Here is a 21986-nt window from a genome sequence, read left to right on the forward strand (position 1 = left end):
TGATTTGATGACTAAGAAAATACCGATTATTTTAGATACAGATCCAGGGATTGATGATGCGGCAGCCATTGTCATTGCGGCCACTCACCCGGCGTTTGATTTAAAGTTAGTAACAACGGCTATGGGGAACGTGGACGTCGAAAAGACGACTCAAAATGCGTTGAAGTTGTTAGAGTTTGTTGGAGCGGACGTGCCCGTAGCTAAAGGGGCAAGTAAACCTCTTCTTAGAGAATATGTGGGTGCTCCGGAAGTTCACGGCGAGTCTGGTTTAGGCGGATACGTCTTGCCTGAACCAACGACGTGTCCCGTGGATCAGTTTGCCGTAGAAGCCATGCGTGATACGCTGTTAACAAGCGATGAACCGATCACCTTAGTGCCGATCGGTGCTTTAACAAATATCGCTCTTTTACTTCACCAATACCCTGAAGTTAAACCACATATTAAAGAAATTGTCTTAATGGGAGGAGCCTTTGGGTTAGGTAACCGCAACAGTGTGTCGGAGTTTAATATTTTTGCCGACCCTCACGCCGCTCAAATGGTTTTCCAGTCTGAGGTTCCAATTACTATGGTGGGGTTAAATGTGACTCATCAAGCTTTAGTAAGTATGGACAGTATTCAAATGATCCAAAAGGCTAATAAAGTCGGTGCCATGCTAGAAGAGATGTTCCGTGATTATTTAAGTGTGGGAACGGAAGGAACGGCGTCTACCGGGTTAGCCATTCATGACGCTTGTGCGTTGTATTACGTCTTACATCGGGATAAAGTGGAGGCTCAACCTTATCCTATTGATGTTGTCTTAGATGGACCGGCAGCTGGAGCGACGGTTGTAGATATTTTAAGTAAAGATCGTCCAGCGAACATTAATGTGACGTTATCCTTTGATTTTGATCATTTTAATGATTGGTTTGTTGAATCCATTAAAGGGACGGTTTCTTAATGGAGAGATCATTTAAGTTACCCCATCGTTTAATTCCCCGGCTCGTGTTATATGTCGGGGGATTAATGATGACATCGACGGCGATTGTCTTTTTTGTACGTTCCCAATTAGGCGTGTCGCCGGTGGTGTCCGTTCCTTATGTGGTGAGTCAATTTCTTCCTTTAACTCAAGGGCAAGCCGTGATGGTCGTTTTTCTTTACTTGTTTTACTTCAGTGGCCTATTTTAGGGAGAGCCTTTCGTTTAACGACATTTTCGCAATTATTTGCGGCTATTTTATTTGGCTATTTAAATGATTTAGCCTTCTTTTTATTTCCTATTGCGACTCCTGCGACTTATTTAGGTCGTTTAAGTTTATTAGGGGTGGGACTGATACTCTTTGCGATTGGCATTATTATTTATATGAAAGCCGGTCTGTCCCTTCTTCCCGTTGAAGGAATGCAACAAGCGATTGTATTAAGTTATGATTTGCCTTTTTCCACCGTCAAAACTGGCTTTGACTTATCCATGGTCGGCGTGTCGGTACTATTAGGTCTTGTATTTATGGGACGAATTGTTGGTGTTAGAGAAGGGACGTTATTAGCCGGTTCTTTAGTGGGACCTTTAATTCATTTATTCCACCGCTGGTTTGCGCCGATTTGGGCAAAGTTAGACCAGTGGGTAGCGGGGGAATAATTTTTAGAACTCATTTATTGTCATAATAAATGGGTTCTTTTTTTATGGCTTAAGAGATAATTTCACAATCTAAAATTAACAAACCGCAACAACACCCCCTTTAAACCCTCTTAATTTGTACCTTTGTGAACAAAGAGGATAAGATTATGTAAAGCAAAACTCTTTTAGAAAGCGCTTACATGTGGTATATTTTTGGTGACAAAATTTTATTTATAGGAGGTAGGAAAGATGGCATTAGAATTATGGGGCGAATTTATCGGGACCTTAGTGTTGGTTTTGTTAGGTAACGGGGTTGTTGCCGGAGTTGTACTCAATAAAACAAAAAACGAAAACACTGGTTGGGTGATGATTGCCTTAGGTTGGGGTCTAGCGGTTACTTTAGCGGTATATATTTCCGGCTTTATGAGTCCGGCGCATTTAAACCCGGCAGTGACTTTGGCCATGGCCGTATTAGGAGACTTATCGTGGTCTAAAGTGTTGCCGTATATGGTCGCTCAAATGTTAGGAGCCTTTGTTGGAGCAATCTTAGTATGGATTCATTATTATCCTCACTGGCAAGAAACAAAAGATCAAGGAGCTATTTTAGGTAGTTTCGCGACAGCGCCGGCGATTCGTCATACCCCTTCTAACGTAATTGGTGAAATGTTAGGAACCGCTGTTTTAGTGATGGGAGTTATGTCTATGGGCCAACACAACTTAGGAGACGGAATTGGTCCGATGGTTGTGGGAATTATTGTTACCGCCATTGGTTTTTCACTCGGGGGAACGACAGGTTATGCGATTAACCCCGCGCGAGATCTGGGCCCACGAATTGCCCATGCGGTATTGCCGATTGCTAATAAAGGAGACAGTGATTGGGAATATAGTTGGATTCCTGTCGTGGCACCTTTATTAGGAGGCGCTATTGGTGCTTTTCTATACAATTTACTTATTCAAATGATTTAAGGAGGCATTATCATGAGCGAAGAAAAAACGTACATTATGACTATTGACCAGGGCACGACCAGTTCCCGGGCAATGATCGTCGATAAAAAAGGGGACGTCGTGTCCATGAGTCAGCGGGAATTTACGCAAATTTTCCCAGAACCGGGCTGGGTCGAGCACGACCCCAATGAAATTTGGAACTCGGTTCAATCGGTGATTGCTGGCGCTTTTATTGAAGGTGGGATTAATCCTCGCCAAATTGAAGGGATCGGCATTACGAACCAACGGGAGACGACCGTTGTTTGGGAAAAGGATACGGGACGCCCGATTTATAACGCCATTGTTTGGCAATCCCGTCAAACAGCGGGCATTGCTAATAGTTTAAAAGAAGCAGGACATACAGAATTTTTCCATAAAAAAACCGGTTTAGTCATTGATGCTTATTTTTCAGCGACAAAGGTACGCTGGATTTTAGACCGTGTTGAAGGAGCCCAAGAGCGGGCAGAAAAGGGTGAACTACTCTTTGGAACAATCGATACGTGGGTAGCATGGAAACTCTCCGACGGAGACTTACATATCACTGATTACTCTAACGCCTCTAGAACCATGTTATTCAACTTAGAGACGTTGGATTGGGATGATGAGATTTTAGAGTTATTGAATATTCCACGCGTCATGTTGCCTGAAGTTGTACCAAATGCAGGTAACTACGGTAAAACAAAGAGTTATCATTTCTTCGGTCATGAAGTGCCGATCACTGGAATGATCGGAGACCAACAAGGCGCTTTATTTGGTCAATTAGCTTTAGAACCAGGAATGGTTAAATCGACTTACGGAACGGGAGCTTTTATTGTGATGAACATTGGGGACGAGCCCATTTATTCAGAGCATAATTTATTAAGTACCATCGGCTACGTTATTGACGATAAAGTGACTTATGCGCTGGAAGGGTCGATTTTCGTTGCCGGAAGTGCCATTCAGTGGCTCCGAGACGGGTTAGAGATGTTAAAAGACTCCAAAGACTCCCAAGAAATGGCTGAAAGATCGACGAACCACGACGAAATTTATGTAGTACCAGCCTTTACCGGGTTAGGTGCACCTTATTGGAACTCTGATGCTCGAGGGTCTGTTTTTGGCTTAACTCGCGGTACTACAAAAGATGATTTTGTTAAAGCTACACTTCAATCGATTGCTTACCAAGTTCGTGATGTAGTCGATACGATGGAAAAAGATTCAGATATTGATATTCGTTTATTAAAAGTCGACGGTGGAGCAGCATTAAATGACTATTTAATGCAATTCCAGTCAGATATTTTAGGTAAAGAAATTAAACGAGCAGGCAACTTAGAAACAACAGCTCTAGGGGCAGCTTATTTAGCTGGCTTAGGCGCGGGGTATTGGAAAGATTTAGACGAACTAAAAGCCTTTGTTAAAGAAGGGGCGACCTATACGTCTAAATTAAACGATGCTCGCCGGGAAGAGTTATATGAAGGCTGGCAACACGCCGTAGAAGCGACTCAATTATTTGCGAAATGGAAAGGTGAATAACATGACCCAATTTTCATATTTAAACCGGGAAAAACAACTCGAGGATTTAAAAAATACTCACTTTGACTTAGTTATTATCGGCGGTGGGATTACCGGTGCAGGTTTAGCTCTTCAAGCAGCCGCCAGCGGGTTAAAGACCGCACTATTGGAAATGCAAGACTTTGCGGAAGGAACTAGTAGCCGTTCCACTAAACTGGTCCACGGCGGGATTCGTTATTTAAAGCATTTTGACGTAGGGGTCGTTGCCGATACCGTCGGGGAGCGAGCTGTCGTTCAACAAATTGCGCCTCACATTCCAAAGCCTGATCCGATGCTTTTACCGATTTATGATGAGCCGGATACGACCTTTGGTTTATTCGAACTTCAAGTAGCCATGAATATGTACGACTCCTTAGCCGGAGTTGAATCCACCCCTTTTAAAAACCGTGTTTTAACTAAAGAAGAAGTGCTACAAGAACAACCGGATCTTTTAGAAGAAGGGTTAATTGGCGGTGGAATTTATTTAGACTTTAATAATAATGACAGCCGCTTAGTGATCGAAAACTTAAAACAAGCTCACGAAGACGGCGCTGTGGTAGTCAGTCGGGTGGAGGTCGTTGATTTTAACTATAACGATGAAGGTCAAATTGAATCCGTTAAAGTTAAAGACCGTTTAACGGATGAAACCTTTAACGTAGTGTCCCATGCTTTTATTAACGCCACGGGTCCTTGGAGTGATACCATTCGTGAACTGGACACTCAAGACGATAAACCGAACCAAATGCGTCCGACTAAAGGGGTCCACTTAGTGGTCGACAACAGTGTGTTAAAAGTTAAACGTCCGACATATTTTGATACAGGGGAAGAAGATGGCCGGATGGTCTTTGTGATTCCTCGTCAGAAAAAGACGTATTTTGGAACAACAGATACGGATTATGATGGCGATTTAGCTCATCCAACGGTCACTCAAGAAGATGTGGATTATTTACTACGCATTGTGAACCGCCGCTTCCCTGAAGCTAATATTACGATGGACCACATTGAAAGTAGTTGGGCTGGTCTTCGTCCGTTAATTGCTGGTAACCAAGCTTCTGACTATAATGGTGGAAATAATGGTAGCTTACCTGACGATGTTTTTAATAAATTATTAGAACTATTCAGAGGGTATGAAGAGGGGAAAGTAAGACGAGCTGAAATTGAAGACAGCATTTTAAATGCGGAAAGTAGCTTGTCTGAAAGTGGAAACTCCCCTTCTAGTGTATCTCGAGGGAGTGATTTAAGTCAGTCTCCTTCAGGATTATGGACGTTAGCTGGAGGTAAAATTACCGACTACCGCAAAATGGCGCAAGGGGCTTTAAAAGCCATTATTGAAGAATTAAATGAAACAACGGACCAAACTTTCTATTTAATTAATTCAAAAACTTATCCAGTATCCGGCGGTCGTTTTAACGCCCAAGATGTGCCGCGAGCCATGGAAACTTTTAGTCAATTAGCGATGGATAAAGGGTTAAGTTACGACTATGCCCAAGAATTAGCGCAATTATATGGTTCAAATACGCAACAAGTTCTTTCTTATTTACCAAAAGCAAAAGAACTAGCAAAAGCCTATAACTATCCAGTCCACGTGGCGTTAAGTTTAGTGTACGCCGTGGAAGAAGAGATGGTTTATACATTGGAAGATTTCTTTACTCGCCGCACCAATTATTCTTTATTTAACGAAGCCGCTTTAGCTGATTTAATTAAGCCAGTCGCTCAAAGTTTAGTTCAGTTACTGGATTTACCTCGTGAAAAAGTAGACGAGATGGTGGCTCATTTTGACACATCAAGAGAAGAATATCAGTTAAATCATTTGAAAAACAACTAAACTTCGACTAAATTTAAGTCGAAGGAGTGAAGAGATGTTTACAAAAGATGCCTTATATTATGCCGAACAAATTAGACAGAAAAAAATTTCCATCGAAGAGTTAACAATCCGTACGCTAGACAACATAAAGCGTTATAATAAACTCATCAATGCCGTAATTATTTCACAAGAAGACAGTGCGTTAAAACAAGCAAAAGCAATGGACAAAGCGTTAAAAGATAATCCAACGGATTTACCGCCCTTTTATGGTGTGCCGATTTTAACGAAAGATTTAGGCCAGACCGAAAAAGGGGTCCCGACCCATAGTGGCGCAAAAATAATGAAAGACGTGATAGGTGCTTGGGATCACGGGTTTACGACAAAGTTAAAAGAAGCCGGCTTTATTATTTTAGGCCGGACGAATGTGCCTGAATTTGGCTTTAAAAACATTAGCGACTCCCAGTTTGAAGGGGTGGTTAATGCGCCCTTTGACTTAACTCGTAACCCGGGTGGATCCAGTGGAGGAGCAGCCGCTGCTTTAGTAGCCGGGTTAGTCCCTATTGTAACAGCCAGCGACGGGGGCGGTTCGATTCGTATGCCGGCGAGTTTTTCCGGTCTTATCGGCTTAAAGCCAACCCGGGGAAGAATGCCTATGGGACCGGTCAGTTTTAGAAGTTGGCAAGGCGCTGCTTTAAACTTTTTCTTAACGAAAACCGTCGAAGAAACGTGGGAGTTGTTAAAATTCCACCAAGTCGAACAATGGGACAGCGCGTTTATGCTTCCTTTAATTAAAGAAGAACAGCTGACCCCCTTAACCCGTCCGTTAAAGATTGCTTATAGTTTTAATATTAACAGCGTTGATGTACCCCCAACCGATGAAGCCAAACAAGCCGTAGAAGAAATGATCACTGCTCTTAAAGAATTAGGTCATCAAGTAGAAGAAGTCGATTCTCCCATTGACTGCCAAAGTTTAATGGAAAGTTACTTTTTAATGAACGGTGTGGAAACAGTCAAAATGTTATCAGGATTTGACCACTTACAAAAAGATGACGTGGAGCCGTTAACATGGGCTATTTATCAATCAGGACTTAAAGTCCCAGCGTACCAATACAGTCAATTATTAGACTTATGGGACGTTGAAGGAGCGAAGATGGAGCAGTTCCATCAAGATTACGATGTTCTTTTCATGCCAGCAACAAACGGTCCCGCTCCTAAACAAGGTCAATTTGACTTGACCCCGGAGCAAAAAGAACAGATCGATTTAATGGCTGACTGGCCTTTAGAAAAACAACAAGCTTTCGTGTGGGAGCTATTTACCCCGAGTATGAAGTGGACGCCTTATGCACCCCTTCTTAACTTAACCGGACACCCAGCGATTAGCTTACCGACTCATCGGACAAAAGATCACCTTCCTTTAGGCGTTCAGTTTTCTGCGGGCCGAGGAGAGGAATATCTTTTACTTCAACTGGCTAAACAACTTGAAGAAGCGGGGCATTTGGATGTGTTACAAGTGGATCTAGCGAAAGATCACTAACTTAGGATAGGAGTGAGATGGAAATGTATAAAATAATTGCTTATGGTATAAAAGACGAAGATATCGCGATTGCTAAAGAATGGGCTGAGGAAAACAAAGTTGACCTGACTTTATTAGAAGAGCCGTTAACCATTGAAACAGTTGAAAAAGCACAGGGTTACGATGGTGTATCAGTCAGCCAAGTGTATAAAATTCCTCGTTCAGTTTATGAACGTCTAGCAGAGTTTGGGATCAAACAAATTGCCCAAAGAACGGCTGGATATGACGTACACGACTTAAAAGCAGCGAGCGATAACGGCATTATTATTACAAATGTTCCTGTCTACTCTCCTGAATCCATTGCGGAATATGTGGTGGCCGGAGCACTTATGGGCATTCGTAAGTTGTCTACGACAATCGCGGCTGCAAAAGAACAAGATTTTCGCTGCATCCCTGAACGTGAAGGTCGATTATTAAAAGACATGACCGTTGGTATTTTAGGGGTGGGTAATATTGGTCGCCAAGCCGCTCGTATTTTTAAAGGCTTTGGTTGCCGCGTCATTGGGTATGATTTATACCCTAATGATTTAGGCCGAGAATTTTTGGAGTATCAAGATTCCATTGATGACGTCATTAAAGAAGCTGATATTGTCAGCCTTCACATGCCTTTAAATGATGAAAGCTATCACTTATTTAATATGGATATGTTCAAAAAAATGAAACCGCACGCCATTTTATTAAACTCCGGACGTGGGGCGCTCGTTAATACAGAAGATTTGCTTGATGCGTTAGATGAAGGGTTAATTGACTATGCTTTCTTAGACGTTTATGAAAATGAAGCCGACTATGTGTTTCATGATCTACGAGATGAAACCATTCATGATGACTTGTTTAAACGTCTATTAAACCATCCCCAAGTTGATTATACGCCGCACTTAGCTTTCTATACTGACGTCGCCAACCGTAATATTTTAACCTTTGGGTTAGATGCGGTCATTGAAGTATTAGAAACTGGCGACTCTAAAAAACGTGTCAACTAATAAAAAACAGCACGCACCTAATTTTAAGGAGCGTGCTGTTTGTTTTATATTATTGTTTAGAGATTGAACGTCTCTGTCCTACATCTACTACGATTATAATTAATTTATTATCTTCAATCTCGCAAATGATACGATAATCTGAAATACGGTAGCGCTAAAATCCTTTCAAATTAGCAGATAGCGCTTTACCTCTTGCTCTTGGTTCGTCTAATTTTTCATATAATCAATAATTAAACGACTGGCTTGCTTATCTAGCCTCTTCAAAGACTTTAAAGCTTTTTCAGAGTAGATTACTTTCATAACCCTAACTCTTTTTCTACTTCATCACTAGTGTAAAAATTCATTTTATTTTTATTTAAAAGATATTCCTTTACAAGTTGCTCGTCGTACTCTTCTTCGATAGTTTTCAATAATGTTTCTCTTGCCCAATCAGATAAAGTTTTGTTTTTTTCTTGAGAAACACTTTGAAAAAGTTTTTTGTCTTTTTCGCTTAAACGGATAGTTAAAGTAGTCATTGAAATTCCTCCCTCAAACGTGTGTTACGATGTAATATAATTATGTTTAAAAGAGAGAGCGGTGTCAACAGTTGTTAATTTTCACGGTTCAATGATTAGTGGTTCTTTAGTAAAGCGGTTTAACACGTCACAGCCGTCTTCCGTTACGACGACTAAATCTTCAATGCGAACGCCTAGTTTTCCTGGTAAATAAATTCCCGGTTCAATAGAGAAGATATGTCCGACTTCAGTCAACTCAGGGTTATGTTCACTGACGTCGCCGGCTTCGTGAACGTCTAATCCGATAAAGTGTCCCGTGCGGTGGGTGAAGTACTCGCCGTAACCCGCTTCTTCAATAATTTGACGAGCCGCCTTATCAATCTCGCTGTAAGGAACGCCTGGTTTAACGGCTTTAATCGCAGCTTCGTTGGCTCGTTTAACTGTGTCGTAAACTTTTAACGCTTCCTCACTCGGTTCGCCGTAAAAAACCGTCCGAGTCATATCAGAAGCGTAGTTTTTGTAGTAAGCGCCCATATCAATGACGACGGAGTCACCTAATTGTGGGGTGTCGTCATTAGTTTCGTGGTGGGGGTTGGCTCCGTTAGCGCCGTAAGCAATAATCGGTTCGAAACTAAAGCCATCCGTCCCTAATTGTTGGTAAATTTTCCCTAATTTTTCAACCATTTCGGCTTCAGGCAATCCTTTTTCTAAAAGTTTAACGATTTGTTCCATCGCTTGGTCGTTTAACTCAGAACTTTCTTTCATCCACTGAATTTCTTGTGGAGATTTAACGGCTCGTAATTCGTCAACTAAATAAGAACCATCGACATAACTTAAATGAGGCGCCAAGTTCATGAGTTCAATTAAAAAGCCGCTGGCCCAAAACTTATCAATTCCAATAGGGCCTTGTCCTAAGTGATGGGCGACGCGTTTCATAATCGGTTCGCCGTCTTTAAAGACTTCGATTTGGAAATTCTCTTTAATATCTTCTGGGAGCTGGGGTAGTGGAAAGAGTGCGTTAACAATGAATTGATGTTGATTGTCACTTGAAATATTTAAAGCGAAGAGACGCTCGCCAGGATCGACTTTGTAGCCAGTAAAGTAATAAATACTTAACGGATCGCTGACGATATGATTTGTGATATCATCTTGTTTCATTTTAGCGACCAGTTTTTGTAAACGTTGTTGATACATGTCCTTCATCCTTTATTTTAAGATACTTTCATTATACTAAAGTATTGAGTGATTTTCTTTGGAGAGAGTTTTCGTACCATAACACTTGACGTTCGAGATTAATTGAATTCATCCAGCATCTTTTGAATGTGCTGGTCGAAATCAGACACAATGGTTTGGTTTTTATTAAATTCATCGTACTCAGCGAAGGCTTTTTCCTGAGCAACTTTCATCGAGATGTTTCCGTGACCTTCTAAAATCTCGTACTCATTAAAGGTTAAAAAACGATCCACACTGGCAGCAAACTCTTGGGTCGTAAAGGTTTGTCGTCTTTCAATCAACCCTTCAATGTAGTCAAAGTAGGCTGAAATATTTCTTTCTAAGGCTTTAATCTCATTTTCTGTGAGATAATTTTTGGCCACTTTCGTGTCGCTTTTCAAAATTCTTCCATCAGGAGCATGCTTCCATGTTGTCAGTCCCATATTTTTCTCGTTGCGGTCGGCTTTATTGTAAATCAATTCGGCTGCCGTTTGTCCTGTAATCCCATAATGAAACTTGTTTTGAATGGTGGCGTAAAAATAGCGGGTTGTTGGACTATCTTTATCATAGTCCGTGCTAACTTCGGCGAAGATGTCAGTAATTTTTTGCCAAATGTGTCGTTTGCTAGCACGGATAGAACGGACTCTTTCAAGTAATTCTTGAAAATAATCTTGTCCAAGTAGGGTGCTTCCTTGTTTTAGACGCTCATCGTCCATCGCAAATCCTTTAATCATATATTCTTTTAAGACAGAGGTGGCCCATTGTCTAAAGCGTGTCGCTTTTTTTGGAGTTTACCCGGTAGCCGACGGAAATAATGGCGTCGAGGTTGTAAAAGCTGGTCATATAATTTTTATTATCTTGGGCAGTTATTTCCATTTTGGAAACAACTGAATCTTTTAATAATTCGCCCTCATTAAAAATATTGGATAAATGCTTAGATATCGCCGGTATGCCTATATCAAACAGTGCTGCCATCTGTTTTTGAGTCATCCAAAGGGTTTCATCCTTCACTAATACATCAGCGATGACTTCATGATCATCTGTTTCATACATGATAAATTTTGATTGTTTTAGTTCCATTGTTTGTCGCCTTTCCTAAATGTTATAAATCTACTTCTAACTTCACCGCTTTACCAATCATTTGAGCGGGATTGTGTTCGTTAATGAGATAAGGTGCGTATTCTTCGTTCACAGTTTCTAGTAGAATATAGTCATCGAGCTTACGGACGCGTTTAAGGGTCACTTCTTTAGTATCTTTTAAAAGAACCGCAGCGATATCGCCGTTTTTTACTGTTGATTGTTCTTTGACTAAGACAAAGCCTCCTTTAGGAATCTTTGGTGCCATAGCGTCGTCTTTTACTTTGATATAAAATAAATTTCCTGATGGAAGAGAAGCCTTTAGTGTCTCGCGATATTCACAAATATTTTCTTTTGCGGTAATAGATGACGAGCAAAGGATGGGACCAAGGACCGGTAAAAGAAGAGTGTCTTCTGAATTGGGGACTTGTTCAAAGAAAGTATTCATCGATACACGAAAGTAATCAGCTAATAAAATAACCCGGTCCATCGTAGGGTAGTTGGCCCCTCTTTCCCACGATGAAACAGTTGTTTTACTAATATTTAACGCTTTAGCTAAATCTTCTTGCGTCATTTGGTTCTTTTTCCTTAAGTGTTTAATGATATCTTTAAATTCCATCTTATTTCCTCCTTTTTCTCAATTATATCGAAAAACTCTTCTATAATAAACTGTTAATCCGTATTTTTATAAAATAAAATAATATAAAAACATAAAAAATGTATTTAAATGATTGAAAATGAATCAGCAAGAGTGAAGCGTGCTATAATATAGAAAAGAAACAGTTTGTTATAATAAAACAAAAAGAAGGTGTTGCTATGAAAAGGCTACTCATTGGTGTAGTGCGTTTATATCAAACACTCATCTCCCCGTTATTAGGCCCAAGTTGTCGGTATCGGCCGACTTGTTCAAGTTATATGATTGATGCGATCAATCGTCACGGGGCGCTTAAAGGATTAGTGATGGGAATCGCCCGGATTTTAAGGTGTCATCCTTTTGCTAAGGGTGGGTTTGACCCGGTGCCGGATCATTTTACGTTAAAGCGTTATGAAAAAAGATGACGGGTTTTGTAGAGAAATGGTATACTATAAGGGTATGACAGTTTAAGAGAAAGGAGTGTGTCGATGTGGTAAATTGGCTGAGTGGTTTGTTTACGCTCGAGGTACTTGTCCAAGTGTTAGACCTGCTCCTCGTATGGTTTATTATTTATAAAGTGTTACTTTACTTTAGAGGAACTCAAGCGATTAACCTGTTAAAAGGCGTAGCTATCATTATTGGGGCTAAGTTTTTAAGTTCGGTGACAGGGCTTGTGACCATTGATTGGCTGTTAGGTCAAGTCATTTCTTGGGGTGTGGTGGCACTGATTGTTTTATTCCAACCGGAATTACGTAAAGCGTTAGAGATGATGGGACGGAATTTATTTAGAAATAAACGTCTCACCCGTAACCCAAGCGAACAACTGATTGAAGATTTACAAAAGGCTATTTTATATATGTCCCGGCGTAAAATTGGCGCCCTTATTGTAATTGAAGATGAGGATCCAATGCAACAATACATTCATACTGGAACCCAGATGAATTCAGAAATTAGTGACCAATTGTTAATTAACATCTTTATTCCTAACACCCCTCTTCATGACGGGGCGGTGATTATTTCTGACTTTAAAATTGCGGCAGCAGCGTGTTATTTACCTCTATCTAAAAGTGATATGATTCCTAAAGAATTAGGAACAAGACACCGAGCAGCCATTGGATTAGGGGAAGTATCTGACGCTTTGGTCATTATCGTCTCGGAAGAAACTGGAGCGATTAGTTTAGTTAAAGAAGAATTATTACACCGAGATGTTTCGAGAGACGAACTGCATTCTTTACTAGAAGATTACTTAGTGGTAGATGAAGATGAAAAACAACAAGCAAGTGGATTGAAAGGTGTTTTACAAACATTGACTTCTACTTTTACATCCAGAGGTGATCATAATGGATAAGAAAGTATTTAATAACGTTTGGGCGATTCGCCTGATTTCCCTATTATCGGCTATCTTGTTAGTCGCTTTTGTGCAAACCGAAAACTACGGCGCTCGAAGAGATGCGACTCAATCGGCGAGTTTAGAAGCGAGTGAGACGATTTCTAACGTGCCCGTTTTATTAGGTGAACATTCTCAAGATGTTTTTGTAAGTGGTCTGCCTGAAACGGTAACAGTTAAAATTAGTGGACCTCGTAATTTAATTAGTCAAATTACGGCTGATAATTTCCGAGTGGAAGCTCAAGGATTAAACGACTTAGAACCCGGATCCCATACGATTCGTCTCGTGGCCGTTGGTTTACCAGAAAAAATAACGGGAACAGTTACCCCATCAAGGGCAGTGGTTGATGTGGACCATAAAGAAACATTAACACTACCGATTGAATATGAAGTAAGCCAAAATGCGATTGCTAAAGGTTATGCATTACAAGATGTGCAAATCAACCCAGCGGAAGTGGTTTTAACGGGCCGTTCGGAAACAATCCAACAAGTCCACGATGCGACGATTGTGATTAATCCCGAGGCACCCATTAGTAAAAATGTTAAACAAATTTACGCGTTACAAATTCGTGATGAAGCAGGGCAATTACTCGATGTGAATGCCGATGTTTACGAAGTGACGGCTACGATTACCGTTGAAAAGACGAACAATGAGTTACCTTTAACTGTTGTTCCTCAAGGTGAACAAGAAGGGTACCTTTATCAATACCGTTTATTAGACGGTGTCACGATGACCGTTGACGGTGACCCTCAAGTGATCAACCAATTAGGCGCTTTGGAAGTTTATGTTGATGTAACCGACATAACAAAAACACAAACGGTGACAGGTTATATTCAAGAAGTTCCTGGCCTAACCCTTCCTACCTCTCAAGTTGAAGTGGAAGTGACCGTCGTCTCAAGGAACGACGAAAGTGTCTCTTCAGAAAGTGAAACCTCTGTTTCTGAAAGCAAAAAAGAAGAGGCCGAGTTAGATGAAGAAAAGCCAGAAGAACAATTAAAAGAAGAAGAAAATCAAGAAGAATCAATAACATCGCATGAATAATGAAGACGATGTGAAGGAGAAATGTAAATGACTAAATATTTTGGTACAGATGGTGTACGTGGCGTGGCAAACGTAGAGTTAACGCCGGAGTTAGCCTTTAAATTAGGACGTTTTGGAGGATATGTGTTGCAACAACACTCTCCCGATATTGAACATCCTCGTGTCATTGTCGGCCGCGATACACGCATTTCCGGTCAATTACTTGAAACCTCTTTAATTTCCGGACTGTTATCTGTTGGTATTGAAGTAATGCAAGTAGGCATTATCCCGACACCAGGGATTGCTTATTTAACTCGCACCCAAGGAGCAGCGGCGGGAGTTATGATCAGTGCTTCTCATAACCCAGCTTTAGATAACGGTATTAAGTTTTTTGGAGCCGATGGGTTTAAATTATCCGACGATCAAGAAGCAGAAATCGAAGCCCTCCTTAATAGCGACACCGATGATTTGCCTCGACCAAGTACTGACGGCTTAGGAACGGTGGATGATTTCCCGGAAGGAAGCATTAAATACTTACAGTTTTTACAATCAACCATTGCAGAAGATTTAACGGATTTAAGAGTCTGTTTAGACGGGGCTAACGGAGCGACATCGCCTTTAATTAGTCAACTATTTGCAGATTTAGATACGGATTTTTATACAATGGGTGACCGTCCAAACGGATTAAATATTAATGATGGGGTTGGTTCAACTCACCCGGAAGCATTACAAGAATTTGTTAAAGAACAAGAAGCAGCTTTAGGATTAGCCTTTGACGGCGACGGTGACCGTGTTATTGCGGTAGACGAAAAGGGTAACTTAGTCGATGGAGATCATATTTTATATATTTGCGGTAAATATTTAAAAGACCGCGGTATGTTAAAAGACGACACCATCGTCGCTACAGTGATGAGTAACTTAGGCTTCCATAAAGTTTTAGAAAAAGAAGGTATGACGGCGATTACAGCGGACGTAGGAGACCGTTATGTCGTGGAACAGATGCGCCAAGGAAACTATGTTTTAGGTGGCGAGCAGTCCGGACATATTGTCTTTTTAAATCATAATACAACTGGAGACGGCTTATTAACCGGACTTCAATTGATGGCTGTTATGAAAGCTACAGGTAAACCATTATCGGAGTTAGCCGCTGAAATTGAAGAATATCCACAAGAACTGGTTAACGTTCGCGTTCGTGACAAGTATACTGTCATGGATGAACCGGAAGTTCAAGCGGTTATTCGTGAAGTAGAAGAAGAAATGAATGGCGAAGGACGTATTTTAGTTCGACCAAGTGGAACAGAGCCTTTATTACGTGTTATGGCTGAAGCATCCACTCCGGACCGAGTGATTAATTACGTCAACAAAATTGCTGATGTCATTCGTGATGTCCGTGGTATTGAAGACTAATGAAGAGTTTAAGTAAGAAACAACAAACGCTTTTGTGGCTCGAAAGGGCTCCAAAAGCGTTATTTCAATGCATTCATTGCCAAAGGGAACTTCATGTTACCCAAGACGGTAGTTTAAAGTGCCAAAATAATCATACCTTTAATTTAGCGAAACAAGGTTATTACTTTTTAAGTAAAGTCAGTGGAGATGATAGTTACGATGCTGAACTCTTTAAAGCTCGTCGCCGGATTATTACGAAAAGTGGCTTTTACACTCCTCTTCATCAAGCACTCCAGCCTCTTTTAAAGTCGGCTCGAGTCATTTTTGATGCTGGTAGTGGCGAAGGCAGTCACTTAGCTTGTCTTTTAGTAGAAGATCAATATGGTTTAGCCTTTGATTTGTCTAAAAGTGGCGTTCAACTAGCAACAGACTACAACTTAAAGCAATTTAACGCGGTAGCGGATTTAACCCATTTACCTTTACAAGACCAATCTGTGGACGTTATTTTGTCGATTTTGTCTCCGTCTAATTACGACGAGTTTAAGCGAGTCGGTAAACGCCTCATTAAAGTGGTTCCTAATGAAGGTTACTTACAAGAAATAAGGCAGATTATGTACCAAAAAGGATGGTTAAAAACCAACCGCTATTCCAATGAAGATGTGTTAAAAGTATTTAAAGAACATATATCCCAGTATGACACATTAACGGTGAAAAAAACGGTGTCGTTGACGCCGGATCAATTAAAGGACTTAGTGCAAATGACGCCGTTAACTTGGCAGTTGACGACAGAACAACGCCATGAATTAATAGATGAATTACTGAAAGCATCGGTCATGACGTTAGATGTGACCATTTTAATAACAACATAATAAAAAGCAGGAAACTTTCGAGTGTTTCCTGCTTTTTTAGTGAATTAATCTAAGTCAACGAGACGTGCTTTTTTCACTTCTTCAATATTTTGTGTTCCTGCTAATTGCATGACGCGTTTTAAATCTTTTTCGAAGTATTCAAACACGGAACGAACGCCTTTCCAACCACCTAAGGCTAAGCCGTATAATACCGGACGACCTAAGGCAACGATATCGGCACCACTTGCGAGAGCTTTAAAGATATGCTCACCACGACGAACTCCACTGTCAAAGACAATTGGCACTTTTCCTGCGACAGCTGTTGATACTTCTTCTAACATTTCAAAAGAACTTGGTGCGCCGTCTAATTGACGTCCACCGTGGTTAGAAACCCAAATACCATCAGCGCCAGCACCGATAGCTGCCAGGGCGTCTTCTGCACATTGGACTCCTTTAACAAAGACTGGTAAATCCGTATGATCTTTAATGAATTTAATGTCTTCTAAGTTAATTTTTTGTTTTGATTGAGCATAAACGTTATTTAAAGACATGTTTAAACCAGCGTTTTCCATATAGTTTGAAACTAACGGCATACCGAATGGGTAGATGAATTTGTTTTTGTCATCGCGATCACGGTTACCTGAAATGGTTGCGTCAGCGGTTAAAATAATGGCTGAAGCGCCTGTGTTTTTCGCTTCGTCTAAAATTTCACGGTTTAATTGGTCATTTTTACTCATGTAAATTTGGAACCAACGTGGGTTATCTTGTAGCCCTTCGTCAATTTCTTCAAAGGTTGCACCAGAGTATGCAGAAATAGACATTAACGATCCACCGAACTCGCGAATACCACGCGCTGTTCCAGCTTCTTTTGACTCGTGAGCTAATCCGTGAGCTGCGATAGGAGCCATAATGAATGGAACTTTTAATTCGTGTTCAAAGATTTTAGTGTCTGTTTCTGGAAACTCTACGTCAGCTACTACGCGAGGGATAATCCCTTTTTTGTTCCATGCTGAAATGTTACGTTCTAACGTAAACTCGTCTCCCGATCCTCCAGTAATATAATGATATCCACCGTGAGGGACGATCGCTTCAGCTTCAATCGCTAAATCGTACGTGTTAACAATTTCTAAGTCCTTAACCTCTGTTGGGGCGTTGTAATTCGTTGACATATGATCAATCCTTTCTAAATTAAAACATTACATTAAAAACTGCACTAAAAACGGGACAGCAGGTGCTAAAAGAACCACTGCTAGACCTGTAACAATGATGGATAAACCAGCCATTGAGCCTTGAATTTCTCCCATTTGAATTGCTTTAGAAGTTCCTACCGCGTGAGCAGAGGTTCCTAAGGCAATCCCTTGAGCGACGGGGTCGGTAATTTTGAAAGCTTTAAGGATGGTGTCACCAATGGTTGCGCCGATCACGCCGGTAAAGACAACGATCGCGACAGTTAACGGAACAATACCACCCGTTGACTCAGCAACACCAATCGCAATGGCGGTTGTGATGGATTTAGGATAGAGTGTCGCAAACATTTCTGGGGTCCAATTAAAGAGTAAAGCAAAACCAAAGACCATTAAGGTGTGGAATAAAACGCCGACAATAATTCCTGTTAAAATGGCTGGGTAATAACTCTTTAAATAAACAAAGTTCTTCTCCAACTTAATTCCTAAAGCAACTGTTGCCGGGGTGACAAAAAGTCCAATATATTGACCTCCAGACTGATATTGCTCATAAGGTACATCTAGCACTAAAAGTAAGATAATAATTAAAATGGCTGAGATGAGTAGGGGGTTGAAAAAGGATCGCACAATTTCAATCGGAATACGGGATTGAAGTTGTACCACAAGTAAAAAGGTGGCGAGAGTTAAAACAATCCAAAAGAATGGACTTAAAAGCAATGCATTAATCATGTTGATCCTCCTTATCTTTAGTTAGGGCTTGGACAATGACGCCAGAGACACCCATTAATAAAGCAATCGTTACGATCATGGCGATTAATAATTGCCACCACACATCACCTAAAATGTGGAACGTTGTAATTAATCCCACGCCAGCTGGAATAAAGAACACTAACATATTATCAGTTAGCCATGACCCTACTTCTTCCACTTGTTCCATTTTGATAAAATTAAAATGGAGCGCCAGGAACAATAGAATCATTCCAATTACGGAACCTGGAATTAATACAATTGGTGCGATAATCAAAGAAACGACCTCACCGAGTAACACGAACAACAATATCCAAAATAATTGTGTAATGAGCTTCATTACGCTACCTCCATTGGTTTTAGAAAACGCTTTCACTTATTTCATAAACTTATAATATCATATTATTTTTAAAAATCTACAAAAATTGTCATATAAGAATCGTTATTAGAAAGGATTGATTCAAAAGAGAAAGACAGATTCCCATGAATCTGCCTTTTGAGTGATTATTTACTTAATTTACTTGCTGCAGCTTGATCTAATAAAATAGTGACGTTTGGGTGGTTTTGTAAAATACTTGCTGGGACTTCGTTAGTCACAGGACCTTCGATCATTGCTTTGACTGCATCAGCTTTTCCTTCGCCAAAAGCCATTAAAACAATTTCTTTAGCATCCATAATGGAAGCAATACCCATACTAAAGGCTTGAGTAGGTACATCCTCAACAGAGTCAAAGAAACGTTTATTAGCATTAATCGTTTCGTCAGTTAAATCCGCTAAGACTGTGCGTTGTTCAAAGTCTGTTCCCGGTTCGTTAAAGCCGATATGTCCGTTAGAACCCAGACCTAACAATTGTAGATCAACTGGATGATCCGCTAAAATTTGGTTATAGGCTTTAATTTCGCCTTCAACGTCTTCATTCGTTCCATCTGGCAAGAAAGTTTCTTTAAAAGGTTTATGATTGAAAATTTTTTCTTGCATATAGTAACGATAACTTTGTGGGTGATCACCCGCTAAGCCGTAATACTCATCTAAGTTAACGGACGTTGCGTTAGAAAAGTCTAAGTCTGAAGCGACTAATTTTTCATAAAGAGGCTCGGGAGTTGATCCTGTTGCCAAACCAAAGACGCTCGCGCCATTTTCAAGGGCTTCTTTGAAGATCTCAAAGGCTTTTTGTGAGGCTTGGTCGGCCGTGTCAAACGTCAATACTTTCATTTTATCACCTTCCATATAATTATAGGTTAGTTATATTTTATCACACCTTTTTGTGAAGCGCTTGTCATAAGTGAAAAAAATACTTATTCTTTTCAAAAAATGATACACTAGAAGTACCAAAAGAAAGGAGATGCGACGATGGCTCAATACCTTCAAGCTAAGTATGTTGTATTGCCCGACGCAGTGCTAGAAGATGGCTGTTTAGTTGTCGAAGATGGAAAGATTGCCCAAATACTCACAAAAGTGCCCGACGGAGTCCCAGTGACTGAGTATTCTAACGGTATTATCGCCCCGGGATTGGTGGATGTTCACATTCACGGATATAAAGGTCACGATGTGATGGATTTAAATGCTGATGGTGTAGAGGAAATGGCGGCTCATTTACCTGAAACCGGCGTTACTTCTTGGTTACCAACGACTCTAACGGCAGGGACAGAGTCTTTAAATGAAGCGGTTCAAGCGGTTAAAGAAGCGGTGGATGCTCCCGGAGCTAAAATTCAAGGTATCTTTTTAGAAGGACCTTATTTTACAACGCCTTATAAAGGAGCGCAAAATCCTTCTTATATGTCGGACCCTAACATTGATCAGTTGCGCAAGTGGCAGGAGTTAAGTGGCGGTATCGTCAAAAAGATTGCGATCGCTCCGGAACGAGAAGGAGTCGAACCCTTTACGAAAGAAGCCACTGAAATGGGTGTTCACGTTAGTCTTGCCCACAGTGATGCGACTTATGAAGAAGCAAAGAAAGCTGTCGAAGCCGGTGCGGATACCTTTATCCACACCTTTAACGGTATGCGCGGGCTCCATCACCGTGAACCGGGGATGGTAGGCGCTGCGATGAGCCTAGACGAAGCTTACGCAGAAGTCATTGCTGACGGCCACCACGTTCATCCGGTTTGTATTGATCTATTAATGAGATTAAAAGGGGAAGACCGTTTAGTCCTCATTACAGATTGTATGCGTGCAGGAGGACTGGGGGAAGGAACTTCTTCCTTAGGTGAGTTTGAAGTCATCGTTAAAGATGGAACGGCACGCTTGAAAGATTCAGGTAATTTAGCCGGTTCTATTTTAACGTTAGATCAAGCGGTTCGGAATGTAGCTCAGTGGGGCATTGCGACACCTTTTGAAGCGCTACGGATGGCTAGCCAAACACCAGCTGAATCCGTTGGCATTGATGATGTGTGCGGTTCGATTCAACTCGGGCGAGCAGCCGACTTAGCAGTATTTGATGCAAATACTTTAGATCTTTTAGCAACTTATATCGATGGAAACACTGTATTTACAAAATAATATTTAGAGGTGGAAAGATGGAAAAAGTATATTCTGGTCGTATTAAAGATATTTTAAAAGATAAAGAAGGTAACGTATTTTTATACTTTAAAGATCAAGTTGCTGATGAGCAAGGAATGAGCGAAGTGGACACTGTCGCTGAAGTGGTTGACTGGGAAGGAGCCGGCGAGTCGCGTTTAAAAAGTTCGATTTACTTTTTCAACTTATTAGATAAAATTGGCGTTCCTCATCACTTTATTGAAGCGGATTTAGATGAGCGTTTAATGAAGGTGAAGCCAGCCACTGTTTTTGGTCACGGGACCGAAGTCTTTGCTCGTCATCGTGCCATGGGAACGTTTTATCGCCGTTTTGATAAGTATTTACGCCGTGGTGAAGAGTTAAAACAATGTGCGGTAGAAGTTAAAGTAAAAGACCCTTACCGTGAAAAAGCGATTATCGCTCTGGGTGTCGCGGAAGCTTTAGGTATTTTCACGAAAGAAGAGTACAACGCCATTGAAGAGATTGCTTTAAAAGTCGCTCAAGCCGTTAAAGAAGATTTAGCTCAGTACGATTTAGAGCTCTATGATATTAAATTAGAAATGGGACGGCTAGAAGACGGAACTGTTGCGGTGATTGATGAGATTGCTGGAGAAGATATGCGTGTGTTTAAAGGACCACAATTTGTCCCAGCGGATCAATTAGTTAAACATTTAGGCTTATAAGTCAACATAAAAAATCCACTCCTTTTTAAAAAGAATATAGTGACCCCAAAAAGTTAGACTAGATTTTATGAAGAGTTACCCCAATAATGGGTAGCTCTTTTTTGTGTTTCTGAAAGATTCAATAAAGATATAAAACTTAAGTTGCTTCAAGGTGACCAATTTCGCAAAAACAGAGGAGCTGCTAATTGACCTAACCAAAACATCTCATCAGACATCCAGGCTTGTCAAGAGAAAGAGCGAAGCGGCTCTTGATAAGTCTGGATGGTTTGTGAAACCATTGAGGTTAGGTGATTTACGACATGTTTAGGCACTTAAAAGTAATTGTTGTTGTCTGTATTC

At 40.7% G+C, this 21986-nt stretch carries 23 protein-coding genes and 1 pseudogene; 15 read left to right on the plus strand and 9 right to left on the minus strand.

What is annotated here, in order from left to right; all coding sequences use genetic code 11:
* Nucleotides 1–7 precede the first annotated feature (7 nt).
* The 8 genes from rihC (at nt 8) to BLR79_RS02160 (ending at nt 8457) form a co-directional block, all read left to right on the plus strand.
* Nucleotides 8–937 carry a ribonucleoside hydrolase RihC gene (gene rihC, locus BLR79_RS02125; RefSeq protein WP_092084408.1) on the plus strand — a complete coding sequence of 310 codons (930 nt, stop codon included), beginning with the start codon at nt 8–10 and terminating at the stop codon, nt 935–937.
* Nucleotides 937–1164 carry a DUF6198 family protein gene (locus BLR79_RS02130; protein ID WP_092084410.1) on the plus strand — a complete coding sequence of 76 codons (228 nt, stop codon included), beginning with the start codon at nt 937–939 and terminating at the stop codon, nt 1162–1164. The genes rihC and BLR79_RS02130 overlap by 1 nt, the downstream gene beginning before the upstream one ends.
* Nucleotides 1165–1298: 134 nt before the next feature.
* On the plus strand, nt 1299–1610 hold the full coding sequence (locus BLR79_RS02135) for a DUF6198 family protein (protein ID WP_143338757.1): 312 nt from the start codon (nt 1299–1301) through the stop codon (nt 1608–1610).
* A 228-nt stretch (nt 1611–1838) separates the two neighbouring features.
* A complete protein-coding gene (locus tag BLR79_RS02140; RefSeq protein ID WP_092084414.1) occupies nt 1839–2555 on the plus strand; it encodes an MIP/aquaporin family protein in 717 nt (238 codons plus the stop codon).
* A 12-nt stretch (nt 2556–2567) separates the two neighbouring features.
* Complete coding sequence (glpK, locus tag BLR79_RS02145) at nt 2568–4082, plus strand: glycerol kinase GlpK (RefSeq protein WP_092084416.1); 1515 nt, start codon at nt 2568–2570, stop codon at nt 4080–4082.
* 1 nt (nt 4083) lies between these two features.
* On the plus strand, nt 4084–5925 hold the full coding sequence (gene glpO, locus BLR79_RS02150; RefSeq protein WP_092084418.1) for a type 1 glycerol-3-phosphate oxidase: 1842 nt from the start codon (nt 4084–4086) through the stop codon (nt 5923–5925).
* A 34-nt stretch (nt 5926–5959) separates the two neighbouring features.
* Entirely contained in the window at nt 5960–7438 is a 1479-nt protein-coding gene (locus BLR79_RS02155) for an amidase (RefSeq protein WP_092084420.1), read from the plus strand.
* A 23-nt stretch (nt 7439–7461) separates the two neighbouring features.
* The gene (locus tag BLR79_RS02160) at nt 7462–8457 is read left to right on the plus strand and encodes a D-2-hydroxyacid dehydrogenase (RefSeq protein WP_092084422.1); all 996 of its coding nucleotides are present in this window, start codon (nt 7462–7464) and stop codon (nt 8455–8457) included.
* A gap of 49 nt (nt 8458–8506) precedes the next feature.
* On the opposite strand, the gene BLR79_RS09160 is transcribed toward BLR79_RS02160, so the two are convergent.
* The 5 genes and pseudogenes from BLR79_RS09160 to BLR79_RS02185 all read right to left on the minus strand — a co-directional run bounded on the left by BLR79_RS09160 (nt 8507) and on the right by BLR79_RS02185 (nt 11859).
* Nucleotides 8507–8602 (minus strand): type II toxin-antitoxin system RelE family toxin, encoded by a 96-nt coding sequence (locus BLR79_RS09160; protein WP_327020413.1) that lies wholly within the window; start codon nt 8600–8602, stop codon nt 8507–8509.
* A 151-nt stretch (nt 8603–8753) separates the two neighbouring features.
* Entirely contained in the window at nt 8754–8972 is a 219-nt protein-coding gene (gene relB, locus BLR79_RS02170; protein WP_092084424.1) for a type II toxin-antitoxin system RelB family antitoxin, read from the minus strand.
* A gap of 81 nt (nt 8973–9053) precedes the next feature.
* A complete protein-coding gene (locus BLR79_RS02175; protein ID WP_092084426.1) occupies nt 9054–10145 on the minus strand; it encodes a M24 family metallopeptidase in 1092 nt (363 codons plus the stop codon).
* 98 nt (nt 10146–10243) lie between these two features.
* Nucleotides 10244–11243, minus strand: a pseudogene (locus BLR79_RS02180) (virulence RhuM family protein).
* Nucleotides 11244–11265: 22 nt separating this feature from the next.
* Nucleotides 11266–11859 (minus strand): LexA family protein, encoded by a 594-nt coding sequence (locus tag BLR79_RS02185; RefSeq protein WP_092084428.1) that lies wholly within the window; start codon nt 11857–11859, stop codon nt 11266–11268.
* Nucleotides 11860–12056: 197 nt separating this feature from the next.
* Here BLR79_RS02185 and yidD point away from each other — a divergent pair, with 197 nt between their 5' ends.
* From yidD to BLR79_RS02210, 5 genes are all read left to right on the plus strand, one after another.
* The gene (gene yidD, locus BLR79_RS02190; protein ID WP_092084430.1) at nt 12057–12299 is read left to right on the plus strand and encodes a membrane protein insertion efficiency factor YidD; all 243 of its coding nucleotides are present in this window, start codon (nt 12057–12059) and stop codon (nt 12297–12299) included.
* A gap of 65 nt (nt 12300–12364) precedes the next feature.
* Entirely contained in the window at nt 12365–13222 is an 858-nt protein-coding gene (cdaA, locus tag BLR79_RS02195; RefSeq protein WP_092084431.1) for a diadenylate cyclase CdaA, read from the plus strand.
* Complete coding sequence (locus BLR79_RS02200; RefSeq protein WP_092084433.1) at nt 13215–14303, plus strand: CdaR family protein; 1089 nt, start codon at nt 13215–13217, stop codon at nt 14301–14303. Before cdaA ends, BLR79_RS02200 begins: the two co-directional genes overlap by 8 nt.
* 27 nt (nt 14304–14330) lie before the next feature.
* On the plus strand, nt 14331–15689 hold the full coding sequence (glmM, locus tag BLR79_RS02205; protein ID WP_092084435.1) for a phosphoglucosamine mutase: 1359 nt from the start codon (nt 14331–14333) through the stop codon (nt 15687–15689).
* Entirely contained in the window at nt 15689–16537 is an 849-nt protein-coding gene (locus BLR79_RS02210; protein WP_092084437.1) for a methyltransferase domain-containing protein, read from the plus strand. The genes glmM and BLR79_RS02210 overlap by 1 nt, the downstream gene beginning before the upstream one ends.
* Nucleotides 16538–16581: 44 nt before the next feature.
* Here the strand turns inward: BLR79_RS02210 and BLR79_RS02215 are convergent, their stop codons facing one another.
* The 4 genes from BLR79_RS02215 to nagB form a co-directional block, all read right to left on the minus strand.
* Nucleotides 16582–17685 carry a lactate oxidase gene (locus BLR79_RS02215; RefSeq protein ID WP_092084439.1) on the minus strand — a complete coding sequence of 368 codons (1104 nt, stop codon included), beginning with the start codon at nt 17683–17685 and terminating at the stop codon, nt 16582–16584.
* Between the two features lie 27 nt (nt 17686–17712).
* Complete coding sequence (locus tag BLR79_RS02220) at nt 17713–18429, minus strand: LrgB family protein (RefSeq protein ID WP_092084441.1); 717 nt, start codon at nt 18427–18429, stop codon at nt 17713–17715.
* Entirely contained in the window at nt 18422–18787 is a 366-nt protein-coding gene (locus tag BLR79_RS02225; RefSeq protein ID WP_092084443.1) for a CidA/LrgA family protein, read from the minus strand. Before BLR79_RS02225 ends, BLR79_RS02220 begins: the two co-directional genes overlap by 8 nt.
* A gap of 164 nt (nt 18788–18951) precedes the next feature.
* Nucleotides 18952–19659 carry a glucosamine-6-phosphate deaminase gene (gene nagB, locus BLR79_RS02230; RefSeq protein ID WP_234970772.1) on the minus strand — a complete coding sequence of 236 codons (708 nt, stop codon included), beginning with the start codon at nt 19657–19659 and terminating at the stop codon, nt 18952–18954.
* Between the two features lie 138 nt (nt 19660–19797).
* On the opposite strand from nagB, the gene nagA reads away from it, so the two are divergent.
* Both nagA and BLR79_RS02240 read left to right on the plus strand, forming a co-directional pair.
* Nucleotides 19798–20946: an N-acetylglucosamine-6-phosphate deacetylase gene (nagA, locus tag BLR79_RS02235; RefSeq protein ID WP_092084447.1), complete on the plus strand. Its 1149-nt coding sequence runs from the start codon at nt 19798–19800 to the stop codon at nt 20944–20946.
* 17 nt (nt 20947–20963) lie between these two features.
* Nucleotides 20964–21647 carry a phosphoribosylaminoimidazolesuccinocarboxamide synthase gene (locus BLR79_RS02240; protein WP_092084449.1) on the plus strand — a complete coding sequence of 228 codons (684 nt, stop codon included), beginning with the start codon at nt 20964–20966 and terminating at the stop codon, nt 21645–21647.
* Nucleotides 21648–21986: the final 339 nt, after the last annotated feature.

The sequence above is a fragment of the Dolosicoccus paucivorans genome, assembly GCF_900100125.1.
Taxonomy (GTDB): domain Bacteria; phylum Bacillota; class Bacilli; order Lactobacillales; family Aerococcaceae; genus Dolosicoccus; species Dolosicoccus paucivorans.

Coding starts and splice junctions, on each gene's coding strand:
- BLR79_RS02210 (WP_092084437.1), top strand. CDS start 15,689: ATGAAGAGTTTAAGTAAGAAACAACAAACGCTTTTGTGGCTCGAAAGG.
- BLR79_RS02220 (WP_092084441.1), bottom strand. CDS start 18,429: ATGATTAATGCATTGCTTTTAAGTCCATTCTTTTGGATTGTTTTAACT.
- relB (WP_092084424.1), bottom strand. CDS start 8,972: ATGACTACTTTAACTATCCGTTTAAGCGAAAAAGACAAAAAACTTTTT.
- yidD (WP_092084430.1), top strand. CDS start 12,057: ATGAAAAGGCTACTCATTGGTGTAGTGCGTTTATATCAAACACTCATC.
- BLR79_RS02175 (WP_092084426.1), bottom strand. CDS start 10,145: ATGTATCAACAACGTTTACAAAAACTGGTCGCTAAAATGAAACAAGAT.
- BLR79_RS02215 (WP_092084439.1), bottom strand. CDS start 17,685: ATGTCAACGAATTACAACGCCCCAACAGAGGTTAAGGACTTAGAAATT.
- BLR79_RS02225 (WP_092084443.1), bottom strand. CDS start 18,787: ATGAAGCTCATTACACAATTATTTTGGATATTGTTGTTCGTGTTACTC.
- glmM (WP_092084435.1), top strand. CDS start 14,331: ATGACTAAATATTTTGGTACAGATGGTGTACGTGGCGTGGCAAACGTA.
- BLR79_RS02130 (WP_092084410.1), top strand. CDS start 937: ATGGAGAGATCATTTAAGTTACCCCATCGTTTAATTCCCCGGCTCGTG.
- BLR79_RS02140 (WP_092084414.1), top strand. CDS start 1,839: ATGGCATTAGAATTATGGGGCGAATTTATCGGGACCTTAGTGTTGGTT.
- nagA (WP_092084447.1), top strand. CDS start 19,798: ATGGCTCAATACCTTCAAGCTAAGTATGTTGTATTGCCCGACGCAGTG.
- BLR79_RS02240 (WP_092084449.1), top strand. CDS start 20,964: ATGGAAAAAGTATATTCTGGTCGTATTAAAGATATTTTAAAAGATAAA.
- rihC (WP_092084408.1), top strand. CDS start 8: ATGACTAAGAAAATACCGATTATTTTAGATACAGATCCAGGGATTGAT.
- BLR79_RS02200 (WP_092084433.1), top strand. CDS start 13,215: ATGGATAAGAAAGTATTTAATAACGTTTGGGCGATTCGCCTGATTTCC.
- nagB (WP_234970772.1), bottom strand. CDS start 19,659: ATGAAAGTATTGACGTTTGACACGGCCGACCAAGCCTCACAAAAAGCC.
- glpO (WP_092084418.1), top strand. CDS start 4,084: ATGACCCAATTTTCATATTTAAACCGGGAAAAACAACTCGAGGATTTA.
- BLR79_RS02155 (WP_092084420.1), top strand. CDS start 5,960: ATGTTTACAAAAGATGCCTTATATTATGCCGAACAAATTAGACAGAAA.
- BLR79_RS02160 (WP_092084422.1), top strand. CDS start 7,462: ATGTATAAAATAATTGCTTATGGTATAAAAGACGAAGATATCGCGATT.
- BLR79_RS02185 (WP_092084428.1), bottom strand. CDS start 11,859: ATGGAATTTAAAGATATCATTAAACACTTAAGGAAAAAGAACCAAATG.
- glpK (WP_092084416.1), top strand. CDS start 2,568: ATGAGCGAAGAAAAAACGTACATTATGACTATTGACCAGGGCACGACC.